The organism is Candidatus Planktophila versatilis (assembly GCF_002288265.1).
Lineage (GTDB): Bacteria > Actinomycetota > Actinomycetes > Nanopelagicales > Nanopelagicaceae > Planktophila > Planktophila versatilis.
Window position 1 is genome coordinate 470,904 of record NZ_CP016778.1, and the last position, 20,803, is coordinate 491,706.

At 49.4% G+C, this 20,803-nt stretch carries 21 protein-coding genes; 7 read left to right on the plus strand and 14 right to left on the minus strand.

Annotated features, from left to right (window positions below; all coding sequences use genetic code 11):
• Positions 1-14 precede the first annotated feature (14 nt).
• Positions 15-887: a DNA-processing protein DprA gene (gene dprA / locus A1sIIB76_RS02435; protein WP_095696923.1), complete on the plus strand. Its 873-nt coding sequence runs from the start codon at positions 15-17 to the stop codon at positions 885-887.
• 32 nt (positions 888-919) lie between these two features.
• The gene (gene era / locus A1sIIB76_RS02440) at positions 920-1,837 is read left to right on the plus strand and encodes a GTPase Era (protein ID WP_095697353.1); all 918 of its coding nucleotides are present in this window, start codon (positions 920-922) and stop codon (positions 1,835-1,837) included.
• On the opposite strand, the gene A1sIIB76_RS02445 is transcribed toward era, so the two are convergent.
• Genes A1sIIB76_RS02445 through A1sIIB76_RS02455 form a run of 3 tightly spaced genes read right to left on the minus strand, consistent with a single transcriptional unit; the run spans position 1,824 to position 4,455 of the window.
• Positions 1,824-2,639 carry an undecaprenyl-diphosphate phosphatase gene (locus tag A1sIIB76_RS02445; protein WP_420021858.1) on the minus strand — a complete coding sequence of 272 codons (816 nt, stop codon included), beginning with the start codon at positions 2,637-2,639 and terminating at the stop codon, positions 1,824-1,826. The two genes, era and A1sIIB76_RS02445, sit on opposite strands and share 14 nt — an antisense overlap.
• A 13-nt stretch (positions 2,640-2,652) precedes the next feature.
• On the minus strand, positions 2,653-3,528 hold the full coding sequence (locus A1sIIB76_RS02450) for a DMT family transporter (protein WP_095696925.1): 876 nt from the start codon (positions 3,526-3,528) through the stop codon (positions 2,653-2,655).
• 3 nt (positions 3,529-3,531) lie between these two features.
• The gene (locus tag A1sIIB76_RS02455; protein ID WP_095696926.1) at positions 3,532-4,455 is read right to left on the minus strand and encodes an alpha/beta hydrolase; all 924 of its coding nucleotides are present in this window, start codon (positions 4,453-4,455) and stop codon (positions 3,532-3,534) included.
• Between the two features lie 63 nt (positions 4,456-4,518).
• On the opposite strand from A1sIIB76_RS02455, the gene A1sIIB76_RS02460 reads away from it, so the two are divergent.
• From A1sIIB76_RS02460 to A1sIIB76_RS02470, 3 genes are read left to right on the plus strand one after another with little or no spacing between them, the layout of a single operon-like run.
• The gene (locus tag A1sIIB76_RS02460) at positions 4,519-5,544 is read left to right on the plus strand and encodes a 6-phosphofructokinase (RefSeq protein WP_095674656.1); all 1,026 of its coding nucleotides are present in this window, start codon (positions 4,519-4,521) and stop codon (positions 5,542-5,544) included.
• A gap of 42 nt (positions 5,545-5,586) precedes the next feature.
• Positions 5,587-6,939: a class II 3-deoxy-7-phosphoheptulonate synthase gene (locus A1sIIB76_RS02465; RefSeq protein ID WP_095697354.1), complete on the plus strand. Its 1,353-nt coding sequence runs from the start codon at positions 5,587-5,589 to the stop codon at positions 6,937-6,939.
• 10 nt (positions 6,940-6,949) lie between these two features.
• The gene (locus A1sIIB76_RS02470; RefSeq protein ID WP_095696927.1) at positions 6,950-7,444 is read left to right on the plus strand and encodes a methylated-DNA--[protein]-cysteine S-methyltransferase; all 495 of its coding nucleotides are present in this window, start codon (positions 6,950-6,952) and stop codon (positions 7,442-7,444) included.
• Here A1sIIB76_RS02470 and A1sIIB76_RS02475 read toward each other — a convergent pair.
• From A1sIIB76_RS02475 to A1sIIB76_RS02515, 9 genes are all read right to left on the minus strand, one after another.
• A complete protein-coding gene (locus tag A1sIIB76_RS02475) occupies positions 7,418-8,455 on the minus strand; it encodes a threonine aldolase family protein (RefSeq protein ID WP_095696928.1) in 1,038 nt (345 codons plus the stop codon). The two genes, A1sIIB76_RS02470 and A1sIIB76_RS02475, sit on opposite strands and share 27 nt — an antisense overlap.
• A 2-nt stretch (positions 8,456-8,457) precedes the next feature.
• The gene (locus A1sIIB76_RS02480) at positions 8,458-9,318 is read right to left on the minus strand and encodes a DMT family transporter (RefSeq protein ID WP_095696929.1); all 861 of its coding nucleotides are present in this window, start codon (positions 9,316-9,318) and stop codon (positions 8,458-8,460) included.
• On the minus strand, positions 9,315-10,166 hold the full coding sequence (locus A1sIIB76_RS02485; protein ID WP_095696930.1) for a deoxyribonuclease IV: 852 nt from the start codon (positions 10,164-10,166) through the stop codon (positions 9,315-9,317). Before A1sIIB76_RS02485 ends, A1sIIB76_RS02480 begins: the two co-directional genes overlap by 4 nt.
• Positions 10,167-10,170: 4 nt before the next feature.
• Positions 10,171-12,057: a Stk1 family PASTA domain-containing Ser/Thr kinase gene (pknB, locus tag A1sIIB76_RS02490; RefSeq protein WP_095696931.1), complete on the minus strand. Its 1,887-nt coding sequence runs from the start codon at positions 12,055-12,057 to the stop codon at positions 10,171-10,173.
• Positions 12,058-12,067: 10 nt separating this feature from the next.
• Positions 12,068-12,604 (minus strand): uridine kinase family protein, encoded by a 537-nt coding sequence (locus tag A1sIIB76_RS02495; RefSeq protein WP_095696932.1) that lies wholly within the window; start codon positions 12,602-12,604, stop codon positions 12,068-12,070.
• The gene (pnuC, locus tag A1sIIB76_RS02500) at positions 12,570-13,160 is read right to left on the minus strand and encodes a nicotinamide riboside transporter PnuC (RefSeq protein WP_095696933.1); all 591 of its coding nucleotides are present in this window, start codon (positions 13,158-13,160) and stop codon (positions 12,570-12,572) included. The genes A1sIIB76_RS02495 and pnuC overlap by 35 nt, the downstream gene beginning before the upstream one ends.
• A gap of 98 nt (positions 13,161-13,258) precedes the next feature.
• Positions 13,259-14,137 (minus strand): phytoene/squalene synthase family protein, encoded by an 879-nt coding sequence (locus A1sIIB76_RS02505; protein ID WP_095696934.1) that lies wholly within the window; start codon positions 14,135-14,137, stop codon positions 13,259-13,261.
• Positions 14,138-15,622 (minus strand): phytoene desaturase family protein, encoded by a 1,485-nt coding sequence (gene crtI, locus A1sIIB76_RS02510; protein ID WP_095696935.1) that lies wholly within the window; start codon positions 15,620-15,622, stop codon positions 14,138-14,140.
• A complete protein-coding gene (locus A1sIIB76_RS02515) occupies positions 15,622-16,707 on the minus strand; it encodes a polyprenyl synthetase family protein (protein ID WP_095696936.1) in 1,086 nt (361 codons plus the stop codon). Before A1sIIB76_RS02515 ends, crtI begins: the two co-directional genes overlap by 1 nt.
• Before the next feature lie 22 nt (positions 16,708-16,729).
• Between A1sIIB76_RS02515 and metF the strand changes: the two genes are divergently transcribed.
• The gene (gene metF, locus A1sIIB76_RS02520; RefSeq protein ID WP_095696937.1) at positions 16,730-17,599 is read left to right on the plus strand and encodes a methylenetetrahydrofolate reductase [NAD(P)H]; all 870 of its coding nucleotides are present in this window, start codon (positions 16,730-16,732) and stop codon (positions 17,597-17,599) included.
• Positions 17,596-18,222 carry a CDP-alcohol phosphatidyltransferase family protein gene (locus A1sIIB76_RS02525; protein ID WP_095696938.1) on the plus strand — a complete coding sequence of 209 codons (627 nt, stop codon included), beginning with the start codon at positions 17,596-17,598 and terminating at the stop codon, positions 18,220-18,222. The genes metF and A1sIIB76_RS02525 overlap by 4 nt, the downstream gene beginning before the upstream one ends.
• On the opposite strand, the gene A1sIIB76_RS02530 is transcribed toward A1sIIB76_RS02525, so the two are convergent.
• The gene (locus A1sIIB76_RS02530; protein WP_095696939.1) at positions 18,219-19,727 is read right to left on the minus strand and encodes a phytoene desaturase family protein; all 1,509 of its coding nucleotides are present in this window, start codon (positions 19,725-19,727) and stop codon (positions 18,219-18,221) included. The genes A1sIIB76_RS02525 and A1sIIB76_RS02530 overlap by 4 nt on opposite strands.
• Complete coding sequence (locus A1sIIB76_RS02535) at positions 19,724-20,797, minus strand: glycosyltransferase family 2 protein (protein ID WP_095696940.1); 1,074 nt, start codon at positions 20,795-20,797, stop codon at positions 19,724-19,726. Before A1sIIB76_RS02535 ends, A1sIIB76_RS02530 begins: the two co-directional genes overlap by 4 nt.
• Between the last annotated feature and the right edge of the window lie 6 nt (positions 20,798-20,803).

Sequence of the window (20,803 nt, forward strand, 5' to 3'; positions counted from 1 at the left end):
ACTACGGTGCCCACATGCGCCTACTTACCGATGATGTGAAGATACAGAGACTGGCACTTTTTAGCGCCATCGAAGCTGGAAATACTTATTGGGCGCGCCAGGTCAATGAATTTGGCATCGCAATGGTCTATGAGCATTTGGCACTGGGTGTCTATGACGCCACAAAATATGGCGCAATTACTCAGAGCATCAGCGCCTTTAACGCCGATGAATCACTTGCTGCAATTGCGCAATCCGGAGGCGTCTTTATTACTCCCGAAGATCTCAGCTGGCCCACGCGCGTCAATCAATTAGCAATCCCGCCGCTGGGTCTGATTGTGAAAGGCGATCTTTCAATTCTGAACAATCCTTCCCTTGCCATTGTGGGAACGAGAAATCCAACACCGTATGGCGTGCGCTTAGCTGGTGATTTTGCAGCAGGTTTTGTCGATCGAGAGTGGGACATCATCAGTGGGGGAGCATATGGAATAGATACCGCTGCCCATCGTGGGGCGTTGGTGGCAGAAGGGCGCACGATTGCCGTGATTGCTTCCGGCATTGATGTGCAGTACCCGGCCGGCAACGCACGACTCTTTGATGAGATCTGTGAGAACGGTGCGATCATCAGTGAAGTAATGCCGGGCGTCACTGCGATGCCCCATAGATTTCTAATCCGCAATCGCCTGATTGCGGCGTTGTCCTTGAGCACACTCGTTGTTGAAGCTGCATTTAGAAGCGGATCTCTGCGCACCGCCCGTGATGCCGCAGAGCTATTGCGTCCGGTGATGGCAATTCCGGGACCAATTAGTTCGCCATCATCGGAAGGGTGTCATCGACTTATTGGCGAACGTGCCGCTGAATTGGTGACATCAGTTGCTGATGCGATGGAGTTGATTTCCGCCCTTTAGGTAATGCTCGTGTGAAGTGAGAGAATATGCGCATGAGTGAATTCCGTTCCGGCTTTGTCGCAATTGTCGGGCGCCCTAACACTGGAAAATCAACTCTCATTAACGCCCTAGTTGGTAGCAAGATTGCTATCACTTCTCCACATCCAAATACCACCCGTCATGCGATTCGCGGAATTGTGAACAACCCAGAATTTCAAGCAGTGCTTGTAGATACTCCGGGAGTGCATAAACCAAAGACTTTGCTCGGCCATCGCCTTAATGCGGTAGTCAATGAAAGTATGGATTCCGTCGACATTGTGATGATGTGTCTGCCAGCTGATGAGACATCAGGTGCTGGTGATGAATTTATCGCTGCTGAAATTGCCAAGCATCCACGGGCAAAGAAATTTGCACTTGTGACGAAAACTGATTTAGTTTCAAAGAAGAACATTGCCACCCGCTTACTTGGCATCTCAGAACTTGCCAAAGGTTTCACCTGGGATGAAATTGTTCCCATCTCGGCTGCCATTCACGAGCAGATAGATTTGCTGGAAGAGCTGATTGGCAAGAACCTTCCTGCTGGACCTGCCTTCTATCCGGAAGATGTGAAGAGTGATCAAGGAATTCAACAACTTATCTGCGAACTCATCCGTGAAGCAGCCATGCGCGATGCTCGGGAAGAGCTGCCACATTCGATTATGGTCACTATTGATGAAATGTCAGAGCGGGAAGAAAAGGGAAGTCGACCATTTTTTGATATTCACGCAACGATTCACGTTGAGCGCGATTCACAGACCGGAATCATCTTGGGCCATCAAGGTGAGCGCCTTAAAGATATTGGAATGCGGGCACGAAAAGATATTGAGCGTGAACTTGGGGCAAGAATATTCCTCGGTCTTCACGTGAAAGTTTCCAAGGAGTGGCAGCGCGATCCGAAATTACTGGAAAGACTTGGTTTTATTGAGCGCTAAGTGCGCCGGTGGCAAGTGCAATCAGGAGTGCGGTACCTAGCACCACGCGATAGATAACAAATGGTGTGAAGGTCTTAGTCGCAATAAATTTCATCAGCCACGCAATAACGCTATAGCCGACAACAAATGCCACAACTGTGGCGGCCAAGATCTCTGGCATGGAATAGGCCGAGACTGTTGAATCTTCCATGGCAGCATTTAATTCATAGAGCCCACTTCCGAATACCGCCGGAATTGCGAGCAAGAATGAGTAACGCAAAGCAGCTTCGCGTTTGTATCCAAGAAATCTACCGAGGGCAATCGTTGCACCGGACCTTGAAACACCTGGAATCAGTGCAAGAGATTGGGCCAGGCCGTAGGCGATGCCATCTTTGGAATTTAAAACATCTAGTGTTTTTTCTCGTTTTCCAATGCGATCTGCAAAGCCAAGGATCAGACCAAAGAGAATCAAGGTTGTGGCAACAATCCAGAGTGATCTGAAGTGATTGGTGATGTAATCCTGACCGAGATAACCAAGAACGACAATGGGCAGAGAGCCAATAATAATGAGCGTTCCAAGGCGCGCTTCCGGAGAACCATCGCGGGTAATCCAAGCTCGGATTATTCTTAAAATATCTTTTCTAAAGTAGAGCAATACCGCCAGTTCTGTGCCAATCTGAGTGATTGCGGTAAAGGCAGCCCCTGGATCACTTGCATTCGGCAAGAGCTCACCAACGATTCGGATGTGAGCACTGGAGGAAACTGGAATGAATTCGGTGAGACCTTGTATTAATCCAAGGAAGAGCGCTTCAAGCATTGTCACATTATGGCGCGAATTACTTAGTTACCGGCTTTCGGCTCGCGAAGTAAGAACCAATCAATACCAACGGCAGACCTAGCGCCATTCCGATTGTCAGTGGTTCACCGAGAATAAGCACACCCAGAACTACTGCGAAAGCGGTATTGAGATAGGTCACCAGTGATCCGCGGGCAACGCCAATAATCGATACAAGTGTGAAGAAAGCAGCGAATGCCGCCCCGGTCGAAAGAACTCCAAGACCGATAATTGAGTTAATTGCGGCAGTTGAAATCTCATGCGTTGGCCACTGAACAATGGTGAAGGGAAGATAGAAGAGCGCCGAAATCGCCATCGCCACACCATTGATTGCAATTCCGGAAACTCCAGGCAGCGCCCGTTGCACCATCATCACCGCATATGAGTAACCCACTGCAGCTACTAGCACCATAAAGATGGAGAGGGCATCAGCGCTTCCCTTAATGCTTTCAATACCAACAACTGCAACAAGTCCGATGAAACCGAGTACCAACCCCGCTAATCGGGTGCGATGCCAGACTGTTTTATCACCTTGCATAGATGCAAAGATTGTCGCCCAGATCGGAACAGAGGCAATGAGTAGTCCGGCAAGCCCTGATGAAATCTTCTGTTCGGCGGTGCCGATCAGAATCCAGGGTCCGATCATCTCTAAGAGTGCATATGGCGCAACATATTTGATTCCACGAAGTGCTGGCATGAGCTGCTTCTGCTTGATTGCAATCGGAATCAAGATGGCTGCGCCAATTGCGGTGCGAAGACAGACGACGATTGCTGGCGTAAACCCATTGTCGGGATCTACGGCAACCTTAATAAATAGGTACGGAATACCCCAAAGGAAGCCAACTAAGATGAAAAGGAACCAACCGCGTCTTGACACTCCTTAGATGAGCTTTCTAATTTCAGCAGCAGCGAAATCAACTGCTGTGGCCGATGTTGGTGTGATGCCCATATTTGAGTAAAAACCATGAATCATTCCTTCATACTCGCGGTATTGCACTGTGACGCCAGCATTTCTTAGCGCCTCAGCATATTTCTCGCTATCAGAGAGCAGCGGATCATATTGGGCCGTGATGATGATGGCAGGAGCCAATGCGGAAAAATCTTTCGCTCTTTGCGGAATTGCATAAGGATTTTGATCATGTGCATCACCTTGTAAATATTGATCCCAGAACCATTCCATCGCCTGGGTTGTCAGCCCATACCCAGTTGCATGTTCTTTATAAGAAGCAGTGTCAAATTTGCGATCATTGCAGGGATAGACAAGGAGCTGGAATGCCAGGTTAATTCCATTATCGCGCGCTTTGAGTGCAACTGCCGATGCCAGATTTCCACCGGCGCTATCGCCTGCAACTCCAATTCTGTTTTTATCAATCTGTAGCGCTTCGGCGTTCTTAATCGCCCAGAGCAGGGTGGCATAGCAATCATCAAATGGAATCGGAAATGGATGCTCCGGAGCCTTTTGGTAGTGCACGCTAATAATTGTTGCCCCAGTTTGATTTGCCAGACGAGATAGGGATGCATCATAAATATCGAGGAAGTTCAGTACCCAACCGCCGCCATGCAGATAGATAATCGCTGGGGCGTTGGTAGCTGTTGTTGGTCGGTAGATGCGAATCGGAAGATCAGCTGTTGGGCCCGGGATAAATGTGTTAACTACTTCCGCTACTTTTTCTACTGGGCCGGTAAATGCGGTCTGAGATTGCCTATTTCCGCGGATGACTTCGATGGGGGCTTCCCACACTTGTGGTAATCCGGCGGCGGCACCGGCTTCTAGGAAAGCACGAATTTCTGGCGCTAGTGTCATAGTGGAAAGGCTAGACTGTGCCAGTCAATGTTGACTACCAATCAGCCAATTTTGGAGTATGTAATGCGCATTGGAATTCTTACTGGTGGGGGCGACTGCCCAGGACTCAACGGGGTTATTCGTGGAGTCGTCACAAAGGGAATCAAAGAGTACGGATATGAATTCGTAGGTTTCCGTGATGGTTGGAAAGGCCCGCTTGAGGCGCTGACTATGCCGCTAGATCTAGCAATAGTGAAACCAATTCTTACCAAGGGTGGAACCATTCTTGGGTCATCACGTACCAATCCTTTTAAGATTGAAAATGGCGTTGAACGCATTAAGCAAAATCTTGCAGACCAAGGAATTGATGTTCTGATTGCAATTGGCGGCGAAGATACTCTCGGTGTGGCAACAAAGCTCGATGCTTTGGGTGTGAAGGTAATCGGAGTCCCAAAGACTATTGATAACGACCTGAACAATACAGATTTCACATTTGGATTTGATACATCAGTAAATATCGCCATGGAGGCAATTGATCGCCTGCACACAACGGCTGAATCACATCACCGCCCACTCATCGTTGAGGTCATGGGCCGTCACGCAGGCTGGATTGCACTGCATTCCGGAATCGCTGGCGATGCTGCCTGTATCTTGATTCCAGAAGTTAAGTTCTCAGTCGATAAGGTCTGTGAATATGTGAAGTCACGTTTTGCAACTGGCACAGCGCCCATCATTGTTATTGCAGAAGGTGCTATCCCGCAAGACGGGGACATGATTACCAAAGACCAGCCACTTGATGCATTTGGCCATGTTCAACTCTCAGGTATCGGTGATTGGCTTGCCAAAGAGATTGAGAAAAAGACTGGTTACCAAACTCGTTGCACAGTTCTGGGCCATATCCAGCGCGGTGGAACTCCTTCGGCATTTGACCGAGTTCTTAGCTCACGATTTGGACTGGAAGCAATTACGGCAGTCCATGACGGAGATTTCGGAAAGATGATGGCTCTTCACGGCACAAAGATTGCACGCGTGCCATTGGCATCGGCAACTGATGTCCTTAAGACCGTTCCCTTCGAGCGCTATGAGGAGATCACTTCGTTCTTTGGCTAAACTCGCTCCGAGATTGCAACTGAACGCTCTACGATTATGCCTATGAACTCTTCCTCGAAGTTGGATAACCTCTTTGACCCCACGCTAGTTGCTGCGCAGCAACCTAATTGGCCTGGTGGCAAAGATGGCGCGCCACTTGCTAAGGCTGTTGCTGATCTCAAAGCGTTACCGCCACTTGTCTTTGCTGGTGAGTGCGATGATCTCAAAGCAAAGATTGCCGAAGCTGCCGCAGGTCGAGCATTTTGGTTGCAAGGCGGAGATTGCGCAGAGACATTTGCCTCAGCCACGGCAGATTCCATTCGTAATCGAATTAAGACAATCTTGCAGATGGCGGCAGTATTGCAATATCACTCAAGTTTGCCGGTCATCAAAGTAGGTCGGATGGCGGGGCAGTTTGCTAAGCCACGTTCTAATGATCTTGAAACTCGCGGTGATGTCACACTTCCTGCCTACCGCGGCGATGCGGTCAACGATATTGAATTCACCGAAAGTTCTCGCACACCAGATCCACAACGTTTGGTGCGCGTCTATAACACCTCTGCTGCAACGCTAAACCTGGTTCGAGCATTTACGCGTGGTGGATTTGCAGATCTTCGTCAGGTGCACGAATGGAATAAGGGATTTATCCGCGATTCAAAGTTCGGTGAGAAGTACGAACAGATGGCAACCGAAATTGGCCGAGCACTTGCCTTCATGGCATCTGCCGGTGTTGATCCGGAGCAATTTAAGGCCGTTGATTTCTATGCCAGCCATGAAGCCCTCATCATCGAATACGAGAAGGCGCTGACTCGTATTGATTCACGAACCGAGCTACCGTATGACGTTTCTGGGCACTTCATCTGGATCGGTGAGCGCACAAGACAACTAGATGGTGCACATGTTGATTTCGCATCCAAGGTGCGCAATCCAATCGGAGTGAAGTTGGGGCCGAAATCAACTGTGGAAGATGCGCTAGCGCTGATTGCCAAACTCAACCCAGATAATGAACCAGGGCGCATTACCTTTATTACGCGTATGGGCGCAAAGACCATCCGCGAAGTACTTCCTAAACTTGTTGAGGGCGTTACTAAAAGCGGAGCACAGGTGCTCTGGGTCTGTGATCCCATGCATGGCAATACCTTTGAATCAAAGAATGGCTATAAGACCCGTAACTTTGAAGATGTACTCGATGAAGTGCGTGGCTTCTTTGAGGTGCACAAGAAGCTTGGCACCCACCCAGGTGGAATCCATATCGAACTGACCGGTGATGATGTCACCGAGTGTCTTGGTGGGGGCAATGAGGTCTCGGAAAAGGATCTCGAGTCCCGATATGAGACAGCGTGTGACCCACGCCTGAATCATTCGCAGTCACTTGAACTCTCATTTTTGGTTGCCGAAATGTTGCGCGACCGCTAACTTTGCCAGCGTGACGTTGCTTCTCTCCACCTTCCACACCCCGATCGGAACTCTCAATCTCATCGCCGATGAGCATGTGGTGCTGGCCGCTAATTTATCTAGCGTGAAGGCGCTCAAGGAAAGTTTGAGTCAAGAAGATTCATTGCGAGAAATCACTAGCGTGAAGAAGATTCCAGTCATCACTGATTTGCTCACCGATTACTTTGATGGCGATATCGCTGCCTTAAGTGCAATACATGTGCGCCAAACGGGTGGTCATTTTTCACAAGAGGCATGGAAGGCGATGAAGAAGATTCGCCCTGGCAAAGTCATTTCCTATGCCGAGCTTGCGGTTCGGGCCGGAAGTTCGGCTGCGATTCGGGCAGCGGGAAGTGCGTGTGCCAAGAATGCAATTGTGCTGGTGGTGCCGTGTCACCGAATAGTAAAGACCGGGGGAGCACTCGGTGATTACGCGTATGGGTTAGAGAAGAAAGAGTGGTTACTTCGCCACGAGGGCGCGCTGTAATATTGCAATTGCTTCATCGCATTGCCCATCATTGACATCCATGTGAGTTACTAGACGTGCGTAATGTTTACCAAGTGCGCTAATCCATAACCCAGCTTCGCGGCAGCGGGTATTTAATTCGGCCGCTGTCATGCCCATACCAACAAGATCTAGGCCCACAATGTTTGTGTGCACATTATCTGGATGCACCAGCGATGGATTAATTGCATGCATCGCGCGGGCAATCTTCTTCGCCTTGGTGTGATCTTCGCCAAGCCGGGTGATGTTCTGATCTAGTGCGTAATGTCCGGCAGCTGCAATGATTCCTACTTGTCGCATTCCAGCGCCATAGCGCTTGCGCCAGATGCGCGCCTCTGCCACGCGTGCTTTAGTCGAAAGCATAAGTGAACCAATAGGTGCACCCAGCCCCTTGGAGAGACAGACGCTAATAGTGTCAAAGTGCTTTCCGTATTCGATCAGTGAAACGCCAGATGCGACATGGGCATTCCAGATGCGGGCACCATCTAAGTGCATCGCAATTCCACGAGCTCGTGCGGCTCGAGCCAGAACTGCAATCTCATCAATCGGTTGAATCGTTCCGCCACCGAAGTTGTGGGTGTTCTCAATAGCTATTGCAGTTGTTGATACTAAATATGGCCCGGCATTTTCATGGGTGATTGCAAGTGGATCCTCGGCGCGCAACACACCATGGGCGGACTGCCAGGTGCGAGTAGTGATTCCGCTAAATGTTGCCGCGGCTCCAAGCTCGGCGCGCACGATGTGAGAACTAGTTTCAGTCAGCAACTCTTCGCCAGGTTTAACTAAGGTGCGAATTGCTAATTGATTTGCAAGTGAACCAGTGGGGCTAAATAGACCGGCCTCGTGGCCAAAGAGTGCGGCAACGCGCTCTTCTAGAGAATTAACGGTGGGATCATCGCCGTACACATCATCACCGACAGCAGCGCCAGCCATTGCAGCTCGCATCCCAGTACTGGGCGCCGTTACGGTATCTGAACGTAGATCAATTGCCATCTTTAGGCCTCCTTAAGCACAATCATAAACATGGCGGCGAAGACTAGAACACCACCAAATAATGTGCGTAGTGAGAGGGATTCACCGCCGAAAACCACGGCAAAAAGGGCGGCAAAGACAACTTCCATCGTCAGGATGACGGCGACTTTTGTCGCTGACATATGTGCCTGCGACCAAGTCTGCACAACAAAGGCGACGGCTGTGCAAATGATGGCGGTGAAGAGAACGACATACCAACCGTTGCTATCTGGAGGTGCTTCATAGCCTTGAATGAGTGAGATGACACCTGTTGCCAGTGCACACGTTGCAAGTTGCACAATTGTCATGGCATAGACATCGAGTCCATTGCTCCATTTACTTAAGGCGATGATGTGAGCGGCAAAGGCAATGGCGCATAAGAAGACTAAGAACTCGCCATAGCCCAGGTTCCACCCTTTAAGTGAGAGTAGAGCCAGACCCACGGTGGCTAAGAGAACGCATCCCCAGGTGAAGGCAGTGATTCGCACGCGTAGAACGAGAGCTGCAATCACTGGTGTGGCAACAACATAGAGCCCGGTAATAAATCCAGTAACGGCGGCGCCGGTAAGTGCCAGACCGAGTGTCTGCAAAATATATCCGGCTGCTAGACAAAGACCTGCGATAAATCCTTTCCGCAGTACTTCCCGGTTAATGGATTGAATCACGGTTGGTTTGAGTAAGAACATTGCAATCACAGCGACCAGAAAACGGGTGAAGAGAAAGCTGTTCACACTCTGTCGCTCGATCGCATCTTTCATGACCACAAAGGCAAGTCCCCATGATGCAGAAACTAGGAGCAGCGCCCAAGGCGCAAGGCGCATCTTTAGCGCATGCGAAGAACTCATCCCCGCAACTTCTTTAGCAATGCAATTTCAGCACCGTGCTCGGGCTCCATTCCTGGAGTTTCAAGAATCAGGGGAGCGTTGGCAACAGCTGGGTGATGTAAGAGTTCCTTAAATGGGTCAACGCCGATAAATCCTTCACCAATATTTTGATGGCGATCTTTAAGTGCGCCACACACATCCATTGAGTCATTGGCGTGAATCAGTTGAATACGTTCAATGCCAGCAACTTCAACTAAGAGATCCAGCGTTTCTTTCATGCCACCCTTTTTTGCAATGTCATGGCCTGCAGCAAAGACGTGGCAGGTGTCAAGACAAACGCCGACCTTTGGATGATATTCAAGGGCCTTTAAATAGTATTCAAGATCTTCAAGGCGCTTTACAAGCGATTGCCCCTGTCCGGCGGTGGGTTCTAGCAGCAGGTATGGCGCATCATCGGAGAGTGCCTCAAGAATTGGCATCATGCCTTTATTGATCTGCTTCCACGCTTTATCAATAAAGTCTTCATTGACGGCAGAGCCGGTATGAACGACCACACCCAGAGCGCCAATTTCCTGGCCGCGCTTGAGGGAATACGCAGTTGATGCCAATGAATTCTTATAGGTGGCCTCGGTAGGCGAACCTAGATTGATCAGAAATGGTGCATGCACATACGTTTCTAGATCAAGTGCCGCAGCTTTTTCTCGGAAGATGGCATCTGCTTCATGGTTTGTTTCCGGCATCGCCCAACCACGAGGATTAGATGTGAAGACTTGAATAGCTTCAGCACCGGTGAGTTCGGCATAGGCGATAGATCGCTTAGCCATTCCGCCAGATGTGGGGGTGTGGGCGCCGATACGAGGTTTCTTCACCGGCTCACCCTACTGTGATGGTTACAGTACTGCCACGTTTAACCTTCGTGCCTACCTTCGGTGAAACAGAAGTGACTTTCTTTATCGCTTTTTTGCCAATCTTCTTCACGACAACTTTGAGTTCAAGATCTTTCAGGCTTTGAATCGCTAGCGATTCCTCAATGGAGAAGACATTAGGAATATATGCAAATTGTGAACCTTTAGATACGACGAGCTCAATCTCTGCACCTTTGTTAACGCTCTTCCCACCTTCGGGCTTTTGCGAGATAACTTCACCGGCAAGTCGCAACTCACTAAAGCCGTAGATCGAACTCACCATGAAACCAGCTTCGGTAAGTTCATTGAGCGCTTGATCTGCACTCTTACCCACATATGATCCAATTGCAATTTGTTCAATTCCTTTAGAGATGCGAATCGTAATTGCGGTGCCACGCTTTACCTTCTCGCCAGAATTTGGCACCGAGCCAATGACATAACCCTTGGGAACAGTGAGGTTAAATTCTTCAATATTTGGTTGTAGCGACAGTGGTAGTTTTTTCACTAAATTCGTAGCGGCTTTTGGAGTCAGACCAGCTAGTTGTGGAATCGCATAACGCTCTGGTCCTTTAGAGATAACGAGGTCAACGATTCCGCCTTGATCAATGCGCCCGCCGCCTTCGGGAGAAGATTCAATAACTCGCTCTGCGCCAATCTCTTCGCTAAATCGTTTTTCGGTAACGACAAAGGTGAGCCCGAGTGGGTCAAGTGCGGCGCGTACTTCATCTTGGGTCGCACCCACGGTGGAGGGAACAACAACGCGAGAACCTGGCCCAATCAGGGCATACCAACCGAATATTCCAAGTGCGACTGCCAACCCGAGTGCGACAAATCTATTTCGCTTTACTCGCTTACTTATCTTTTTCCGCTTTTCCACTTGGGCCGTTGTCTCCTGGGCTTTTGGAACTGGAATCGCAGCGGTAATTTCACGCACTCGCTTGCGCAGTGATTTAGGTTCCTTCTTCGGGCGCATCGGTGCAATGGGAATATCTAATTCAAGACTCAGCTGATTCTTCTTGGGATTCAGTGCGCTGAGCTCTTCAAAGAATGCTCCAGCATCGCGCGGACGCTCATCCGGGTTAGCACTGGTTGCCCGGTAGATCAGCTCATCGAGTGCCTTGGGAACGTTATCCAAGACTGAACTTATTTTCGGAACTCGGTTATTGACATGCATATATGCCACTTGAATAGGAGCATCACCTTCAAATGGCTTGTTGCCGGTAAACATTTCAAATGCTGTGATGCCAATGGAATACACATCACTTCGGGCATCTGCAATGCCACGTTGCACTTGCTCTGGCGATAAATAGGAAACGCTGCCGAGAATGACACTTGATTCAGCCGTCATCGTTCCGCCCAGAAGTGGCCCTTTGGCCAGACCAAAATCTGCAATCTTGATGCGACCTTCTTTGGAGATCAAGATATTTTCAGGCTTGATATCACGGTGAACAATCCCAATTTTATGGGCAGCAGCAAGAGCGCTTAGAACGGGTGATAGAAATTTAATGCCATCATCTATCGATAACTTGCCACGTTCATTGAGGTATTCCCGAAGGGTGTGACCTTCGATGAGCTCCATGACAAGAAATACTGCTGGCGTTCCATTTTGGTTCCAGCCCTGGTCCTGGACGGCAACGATATTGGGATGTGTTAATGATGCGGCAGCTTTTGCTTCGCGAATAAAACGTTCCACAAACTGCTCATCTTGGGCAAGGTGTGGATGCATGATCTTGACTGCTACCTTGCGATCAAGTCTGGTATCTACCGCCTCATAGATGCTTGCCATTCCACCGCTGGCCATCTGGCGGATGAGTTGGTAACGCCCATCGATTAGCTCGCCGGTGAGGTCAGACATATGGCAAATTCTAGGTAGTGAGTATGAAATCCGCGGCGTTCTGCGTACCTTCGAGGTGAAAGTGTTGCTCCTGAAGTGTGAGCCACTTCTCCATCGGAACTCTTATTGATTCACCATCGCGCGCGATAACCCGCGCCAAACCTTGCTTATCGTTGATATCTATCCAGATTAAGGCAGTGAGTGAAGAGCGGATAGAACTCTGACCGCTTCCTACGCCTTCTAGAATCAATAATTGCGTGCGCGGCACTTCTTTTGCTTCATCGAATTTTGCCTCACTCCAGTTGTAGGAAGAATATAAAATATTCTCTGATTTCTTATGTAATCCGACGATTTGCGATAGGACTGATGAGAAATCTTCATCGAGTGCGCCATCCCAGCCATCGTAGAGATCATCCATATGAATCACGGTGGTGGAAAGTGATGTGGCAAATGCGAGTGCTAGGTTTTGTGCAAGGGTGGTTTTGCCACCACCTGCCGGTCCATCGATTGCAATGACGGGTTGTGTTACACCTTTACAGAGATCTAGTAGCGCGGCGGTGAGCTCCATACCAACTGCTCCATCCCAGTGCTGCCATGATTGTAAAGAGTACGTAGAGCAACGTTGTAAAGAGTAACCCTTGTGAGGCATAGAGGGCGACGTATCCAGCATCGACTACCAGCCAGAGCGGCCAGGTCTCATACTTTTGATAGACCATCAGCATTTGTGCGGCAAAACTTCCAAAGAAGAGAATGGCATCAACGTAAGTAGAGGCCGCTCCCAAAGATTTAAGTACTGGCCCAAGTGCCAGAGTGGAAATCAAAATCGCAGCCAGGATATAGATGCGATAAGAGTTCTTTACTGGCCCTGGTTTAGCACCGGTTGGTTCCCAGCCAAACCAACCAATGATGGCTGCTGCAATAAAGATCAGTTGTAGGGCAGCACTTGCATAGAGTTCATACTGCAAAAAGAAGATGCCATATAAAACACTGCTTGCCGCCCACCATGGCCAGGTAATTCGCTTTCGAGTAATACCTAGTGCGACTCCGATAACTGAGACTAGTGAAGCGATGAATTCGAGATAAGAGACTTCATATCCCCATGCGGTAAATAGAGTTGAAAACAAGATACACCTGCCATTTCTAGATCCGCATTACCGGACCAGTCAGACGGTCGACTTCAATGAAGTCCTCTCAGCCACTTTGGCTCCCGTGCGTGAAAATACTAGCGAATACGAGCTGTGATTGCTTGTAAATAAGCAAGGCCAGCTACTTTGGCGCGTCGAGCAGTTGATGTCTTGGCCCGCTTATTAAATATGTCATAGCCAATGGCTTCGACTTCATCGACGATGCCGCAATAGAGCTCACTGGCGGCGCGAATACATGGGCGCGACTCCTTATCCAAGTATGAGATTCCCGCCTGTGATTCCGCTTGCAATTGGCGCACGCGCGCAATTTGAAACTTAAGAGCTGCAACAATCTCGGGCGTTAACTTTCTGCGTTCTAACATCGCCCTGTCAACACCGAATTGAGCAAGTTCTTGCAATGGTAGATATACCCGGCCTCGATCAAGATCTTCACCCACATCACGGATGAAGTTAGCAAGCTGGAATGCAATCCCTAACTTCTTGGCCGCTTCGAATGCTCGCTCATCGGAATAGCCAAGGATGGGAACCATCTCAAGGCCGATGACGGCGGCAGAGCCATAGACATATTCAAGTAAGTCTTCGTATGTTTGGTAGTGCGTGACGGTTAAGTCCATCTCCATCGAGTGTAAGAAATCTACGAAGTGCTGGTGGGGGATAGCAAACTTCTTAGCCGTATCGACCAAGGCTCTACCAATGTGATCGGTTGAGCGTCCTGCCGCTAAATCATTTAATACACCGGTACTCCAACTGCGAAGTGCATCAGCCTTCTCTTGTGGTGTGAGCGTAGATGCTAGATCATCGACGATTTCATCGGCGTAACGGGCAAAGCCATAGAGGGCGTGCACGTATGGGCGCTTATTCTTTGGAAGTAATAACGTTGCTAAGTAATACGTCTTGCCATGCAGCGAGTTCAGGCGCTTGCATTCAAGGTAAGACGCTTGTAGCAACGCATCCATTTACTTAACCGGACCCACAATGCGTTCGGCGGCAAGACGACCTGAGATGAGAACCATCGGAACTCCCACACCTGGTTGGGTTCCACTGCCGGCAAAGACTACGTTTTCAAAACCGGCAGCAATATTTCGAGGTCTAAATGGACCTGTTTGGAAGAAGGTATGCGCGCTAGCAAATGGTGCACCCTGCTCCATACCTTGTCTCTGCCAATCAAGTGGGGTTGTCATCACTTCAGTTTCAATGGCATCACCAAAACCTGTGTATCCACGCTCCTCTAAAGTCTTAATCATGGAATCGCGATATGGCCCGGCCTGCTTGGTCCAATCGATATCTGCAGTCAAGTTAGGAGTTGGAAAGAGTACGTAATACGACTGCTTACCTACAGGTGCCAGCGTTGGGTCATCGTGGGTAGGTACTGTGACAAGTACGGAAGGATCAGACATCAACTGCTTCTTCTCAATTAACTCATCAAAGACGCCATCCCAAGATTTACCGAAGTGAATATTGTGGTGGGCAATATGGTCATATTTCTTGGAAGAGCCCACAAGGAGTGTGGTACATGATGGTGAGTACTTAAGGCGCTTGATATTTAGCGGTGTCTTGCCAAGTAAATCCCGCCACACAACCGGCAGATCTGGATTCATCACCACTACATCGCACTCAATGCGCTCACCTGTATTGGTCAGTACCGCCTTCACGCGACCGTTTTGCTTATCAAGTGAGGTCACTGTGGTGTTGTATTTAAATTCAACGCCATGCTTAGTTGCCGCAGCTGCCAAGGCTCGAGGAACAGCGTGCATTCCACCCTTAGGAAAGAAGACCCCGTTGACTGAGTCCATATAGGCAATGACGGCATAAATTGCTAAGGCCTGCTGCGGACTTACGCCGGCATACATCGCCTGGAATGAGTAGACCTTTTGCAGGCGAGGATCTTTCAGAAATTGATTTACCTTTGGCTGTAGCCGTTTGAAGCCACCCAGTGCGATGAGTCGCGCCAGGTTAGGTGTCAGTAAGTTAAGTGGTGAATCGATATTTCTATCAATAAAGTCATTCATTTCATACTTATATAACTTGGTGACAAAATCAACGTAACGACGATAGCCGAGTGCTTCTTCGGCAGAGACCTTGGTGCGAATCTCTTCTTCCATCTGCGCAGTGTTGGCATGGACATCAATTTGTGAACCATCGGCGTAGAAGGCGCGGTATAAAGGAGAAAGTGGCATTAATTCAAGCCAATCCTTCATATCTTCACCGACACATGAGAATGCATCTTGAATCAGGGATGGCATTGTTAAGACGGATGGTCCGGTATCAAATGAGTATCCGTCTTTTTTAAGGAGACCATTTCGTCCACCAGGCACAGATTCACGTTCAACGACGGTGACTTTTCGCCCGGCGCCAGCTAACCGCATCGCTGCGCTGAGCCCAGCTAAACCAGCTCCGACAACAACAACATGATCAGTCGGACCTTTTACACGTGCAACCATTAGTGACTCCTGCGGATAGCGCTATCGGCAAGTGCCAATAGAAAAGGTTGGGCATCTGCGGCAATAGCAGATGATTGAGCTGCAATCTTTGATTCTGTCGCCAAGCCGTCGATGAGCTTTTCTACATCAGCCACGGCGCCAGTTTCAGTGATGATGGTACGCAACTCCTCGATTCGCTGCACGGTGAGAGTTGGGTTGCCCAGGTCACGTTGCAATTCTCGCCGAGCTGGTGCACTGGCTTTTTCTAGCGTCATCGCCATCAATACCGTGCGCTTTCCTTCGCGTAAATCATCACCGGCTGGCTTTCCGGTCACATCAGGATTTCCAAAGATTCCAAGTAGATCATCACGTAATTGGAAGGCCTCACCGAGTGGCAGCCCGTATGCCGAAAGAACATTGAGCAGTTGGCCATGCTCACTCTGCGCCGGGCTTGCAATCACTGCGCCCAGGTGAAGTGGACGCTCGATGGTGTATTTGCCAGATTTATAACGAGCAATACGCAAGGAGCGTTCCACGCTAAATTCTTTCTCACCGGCTTCTCGCACATCGAGATATTGACCAGCCATTAACTCAATGCGCATCTCATCATGAATCAGCAGCGCTGCCAGCAAGCTCTCATGCGATAAACCTGAGTTATGCAACATGTGATCAGACCAGACCAAAGCTAGGTCACCGAGTAACACCGCAGCTGCTGCGCCAAATTGTTCTGGAACACCCGCCATGGATCCTTGTCTGTGTAATGATTCAAAGTGGCGATGGATGGCAGGTTTTCCGCGCCGCGTATCTGATCCGTCCATGAGATCATCATGAATAAGTGCGCATGCTTGCAAGAGTTCTAGGCTGGCCATCGCACGAATATCTGTGCGAGTGGGCGTAGCGCCGGCGGCCATAAAGCCGGCGTAAGCAAAGAGCGGACGAAGTCGCTTGCCACCTTCGAGCAGATAATCTTCGAGTGCATCGCAGACCGGAACTAACTCAGATGCGATGCTGGTCAGGTAGTCGCGCTGTTCTGCCAGATAGTGGGTGAGCTCTTCCTTGACGGCGCTGCGCACGCTATCGATACTTGAAGTGAGCTCTTTATCCACGGCGCAACGATACTCTGAGGCAGTGGAGAAAAGCAGCGTGAGAAGTGGAGTTACGTACTCCTTTGAATTCTTCCCGCCTAAGGATGTCGAAGGTGAAGCGCGCCTCTGGTCGGCGATGTCACAACTGGAATCAATTTCCCCAGACTTTATCTCTGTGACCTATGGCGCAGGTGGAAGTACGCGAGATCGCACCATTCGCATCACTTCTGAAATCACTGCGCGAACACATATTCCCACCGTTGCACACTTAACCTGTGTGGGTTCAACGCGCGACGAGCTAATTGAGATTCTCGGAAAATATCGCGATGCCGGAATTACAAGCATTTTGGCGCTGCGTGGAGATCCCACCGGTGGACCGCGAGCACCATGGGTTCCCACGCAAGGCGGACTCAATCACGCGGATGAATTAGTCACCATGGCAGCTGAGTTCGGTGGATTCACAATCGGTGTTGCAGCATTTCCTGATGGTCATCCAAGTTCTCTTGGAGATATTGATAAAGATATTGAAGTCTTACTTGAAAAGCAGCGACGCGGTGCAACGTTTGCAACCACGCAATTCTTCTTTGAAGTAGATAAATGGAAAGCGCTGGTTGATAAGTTAGCGGCCAAGGGTTCCAGCCTTCCCATCATCGCTGGCATCTTGCCGGTGACAAATGTGAAACAACTTAACCGGATGGCAGAGTTGGGTGGAACACCGATTCCAGCATCTATTGCAGAGCGCTTTGCAGCGGTAGAAAATAGCCCAGAAGATGTCAGTAAGTTAGGTGTGGAGATAGCCACAAATCTCTGCCATCAATTACTAGAAAGTGGAGCTCCCGGACTTCACTTCTACACAATGAATTCATCAACTGCCACCCGTGAGATTTATGCACAGATTAAAGATGAACGATGAGTGCACTGACTGAGCAAGAATTCAAAGAGCGCTGGAGCGCACTTCACGGGGGAGCTGCGATTAAAGGGGCAGTTGCTGGCTGGCTGAGTTTTTCCTATCAAGTTGCACGCGTCTGCACAGCGCTGAAGTTCACCCCAAATTTTTTAACTCTCCTTGGACTCGCAACTGCAGTGGCGATGGCATTTTCAACAAGTGCTGGCATCGCACTGGTTCTTCTTATAGTTTCGCTCTTCTTCGATGGCATCGATGGAAGTGTTGCCATTGTGCAGGGGCGTGAAAGTAAGTGGGGCGCAGTTCTTGATTCCATTGCTGATCGCATCTCGGAAGCGTGCTGGCTCTACTTTGGTTGGACTGTGGGAATTCCGGCCTGGGCAGCAATTCTGATGTGGACGATTGCAGCTACCCAGGAATATGCCCGGGCACGACTTGCCTCCCTTGGTCACTCTGAAGTTGGAGTTGTGACAGCAACAGAGCGACCGGTGCGAGCAATTTTCCTGGCACTGGTTCTAATTATTTTCATTCTAGATATTCCAGGAGTTACTTACATTTCCTACGCCTTCATACTTCTTCTTCTGGTCAGCTTCGTGCAAGTAATGAGAGTTGCCAAGAAGACCTTGTCTTAATCGAGAATTGCGTTAGCAACTATTTCGGCACTTAACCCCACAAGTGGCAAGCCGCCACCGGGGTGGGCAGAGCCGCCAACCAGATAGAGCCCATTAATAGGAGAACGATTTTTCGCACGCGAGAATGCCGAGCGCGCTCCATTACTTGAACTTCCATAGATAGAACCACCTGGTGCATGCACGCTCTCTTGTAAATCAAGTGGGGTGCGAATCTCAAGAACTTCTAAACGCTCACGCACCGCAATTCCAGCAGCCTCTATCTGATTGATGATTGAGTGGGCATAGCGTTGGTTAAATTCAGCATCACTCCAATCGAAACCACCTTCGTAGGGGTCATGTCGTGGTGCATTAACCAAGACAAACCAGGCCTCATGTCCAGCATCCTTAACCATCAACGGATCTCGTGGGGCGCAGATATAGATAGTTGGTTTTTCAACGGGAGTCTTACTGGTAAAGATTGATTCAAATTCAAAATCGTAATTTTCGGGAAAGAGAATTGTGTGGTGAGCAAGTGGTTCAGCTGTACTCGGTTTGAGCCCCAAGAGCAGTGAGAATCCAGCAAGGGACGGCTCTGATTTTGCGAGCTGCTTACGAATCTTTACCACTTTATTTGTCGGTGCCATCAGGTTGTTATAGACAAATTGGGCATCAGCATTTGCCACAACGCGATCAAATTCTTCATGATGGCCCTGGACCACAACGCCTGTGACAGTACCCGACTTAGTTGTGATTTCATCAACGTAGGTATTTAGGCGAATAGTGACTCCAAGTTTTTCACAGCGTTCTGTAATCTTTTCAGAGAGCGTGCCAACGCCACCTTTTACATGCCAAGCACCAAATGCCTCTTCCACGAAGGCGATAGTGGAAAGCACGGCCGGTGCTACTCGTGGATCTGAGCCGCTATATGTTGCATAGCGATCCATAATCTTGGCCAAGTAAGGATTGCGAATTCCGATTCCACGCAGTGATTTCCAGGGAGCAATTGTCTTGAGGTCGCGCATCAGTCGTGGTCGTTTAAGTAATGAGAGCGGAGATTTCAACTCTGATTCCACAAATGGTCCGCGCGAGACATCCCACATCGCCTCTGCTTGGCGCATGAGCGCATCCCATTCGAGTGCGGCTTCTTCTCCAAGTGATTCAGAAATTGCGGCCAAAGTTTTCTTGCGAGAAAGATTAGAAAATTTCACACTCTTGCCATCATGGAAGCGGTAATCAAAAGAAGGATTTACTTCTTCAATCTCCATGACGCGCCCCATGACATCTCCGGTGCGCTGAAAGAAATCACGATAGACAGCTGGCAGTGTGAGAAGTGAAGGCCCGGTATCAAATGCATAACGGCCAATCCATTCAGTTCGGCACTTTCCGCCGGTGCGATTGGAGCTTTCAAAGATTGTGACGAGATGACCTGCTTTTGCTAAGCGAGCTGCGGTGCAGAGTCCACCGATACCTGCGCCCACAACTGCAATGCGTTCAGGCTGCTTTACCTTTCCTACGTGTCCGGTCATACGGTGCGACCTTTCCACTGAATACTTCCGCGCTTGGCCCAAGAGTAAGCGATGAGATAGAGAAGAAGAGCTGCAGATAGTGGATGCAAGAGCGCGTAGAGCGGATTAGAACGAGAGCGAATGGCGCTGAGCACTCGAGTAAATGCAATGCAGAGGTAGGCGATCCAGCCAATGAAGTAGCCATCGAGTATGAGAAGCAGTGGTGCCAGACCGGTCGCTGCAATAAATAGTGAAGCAACAATGGCGCCGAGTGCGCCACCGAATGCTTTGTGAAGAGATTTGCCGTAGCCCTGGCGAATCTCATCAAAATTTGTATACATGCGCGTATGTGAAATCCCAGAACCTTCAGTCACAACGCCTGAAAACCCGGCGGTAATCAGTGATCTAGCTAGTTCTACATCATCAAGAATCTTGGTTGAGACAGATGTGAAACCATCGATTGCAGTCAAAGCTTTGGCACGGATAAGAAAAAATTGACCATTAGCCACGGCGGTACTTCGATATGGAACTTTCTCGGCCAGGCGCAGAATGACAGTGCTCATCCAAGACCAGTGCAATAGAGGCTGAATTAATTTTTCACTGAAAGTGCCTGCGATTTGGTGCGGGTATGGTGAAACAAAATCCAGTGATAGATCTTGGAGTTGATTGACCGCACGCGCAATGGCATCGGGTTCTAATCGCACATCGGCATCGAGGCAGATAATGATTTCACCTGTGCTTCTTGCAAAGCCCGTGTGGAGAGCGGAGACTTTACCGAGCCATCCATCGCGCGGACCATCGGCTTCGATCACAGAAAACCTGGAATCTGCACCGATTGCGTCTGTGAGAACATCAGCTGTGTTATCAGTTGATTGATCATTAATGATGATTACTTCAAGCTGGGCAACACCTTTTTGTGCCACTAGCGCTGCAACACACGGGCCGACATTGGCCTGCTCATTGCGTACAGGCAGCAGCACGGTTACTGGCGTGGAAACCGCCGCCTTATTGCGAGGAATTCGAATGGTAAAGAAGTTAAAGAGTGCGATGAGCAAGATTAGATAACACAGGACAAAGAGTGCAAAGCGCATCAGAGG

Excerpts from the sequence above, each read along its gene's own strand:
- dprA (WP_095696923.1), top strand. The coding sequence starts at position 15 with ATGCGCCTACTTACCGATGATGTGAAGATACAGAGACTGGCACTTTTT.
- pknB (WP_095696931.1), bottom strand. The coding sequence starts at position 12,057 with ATGTCTGACCTCACCGGCGAGCTAATCGATGGGCGTTACCAACTCATC.
- A1sIIB76_RS02495 (WP_095696932.1), bottom strand. The coding sequence starts at position 12,604 with ATGGAGCTCACCGCCGCGCTACTAGATCTCTGTAAAGGTGTAACACAA.
- A1sIIB76_RS02505 (WP_095696934.1), bottom strand. The coding sequence starts at position 14,137 with ATGGATGCGTTGCTACAAGCGTCTTACCTTGAATGCAAGCGCCTGAAC.
- A1sIIB76_RS02460 (WP_095674656.1), top strand. The coding sequence starts at position 4,519 with ATGCGCATTGGAATTCTTACTGGTGGGGGCGACTGCCCAGGACTCAAC.
- A1sIIB76_RS02530 (WP_095696939.1), bottom strand. The coding sequence starts at position 19,727 with ATGACCGGACACGTAGGAAAGGTAAAGCAGCCTGAACGCATTGCAGTT.
- A1sIIB76_RS02525 (WP_095696938.1), top strand. The coding sequence starts at position 17,596 with ATGAGTGCACTGACTGAGCAAGAATTCAAAGAGCGCTGGAGCGCACTT.
- era (WP_095697353.1), top strand. The coding sequence starts at position 920 with ATGAGTGAATTCCGTTCCGGCTTTGTCGCAATTGTCGGGCGCCCTAAC.
- A1sIIB76_RS02465 (WP_095697354.1), top strand. The coding sequence starts at position 5,587 with ATGAACTCTTCCTCGAAGTTGGATAACCTCTTTGACCCCACGCTAGTT.
- crtI (WP_095696935.1), bottom strand. The coding sequence starts at position 15,622 with ATGGTTGCACGTGTAAAAGGTCCGACTGATCATGTTGTTGTTGTCGGA.
- A1sIIB76_RS02475 (WP_095696928.1), bottom strand. The coding sequence starts at position 8,455 with ATGGCAATTGATCTACGTTCAGATACCGTAACGGCGCCCAGTACTGGG.
- A1sIIB76_RS02455 (WP_095696926.1), bottom strand. The coding sequence starts at position 4,455 with ATGACACTAGCGCCAGAAATTCGTGCTTTCCTAGAAGCCGGTGCCGCC.
- A1sIIB76_RS02480 (WP_095696929.1), bottom strand. The coding sequence starts at position 9,318 with ATGAGTTCTTCGCATGCGCTAAAGATGCGCCTTGCGCCTTGGGCGCTG.
- A1sIIB76_RS02535 (WP_095696940.1), bottom strand. The coding sequence starts at position 20,797 with ATGCGCTTTGCACTCTTTGTCCTGTGTTATCTAATCTTGCTCATCGCA.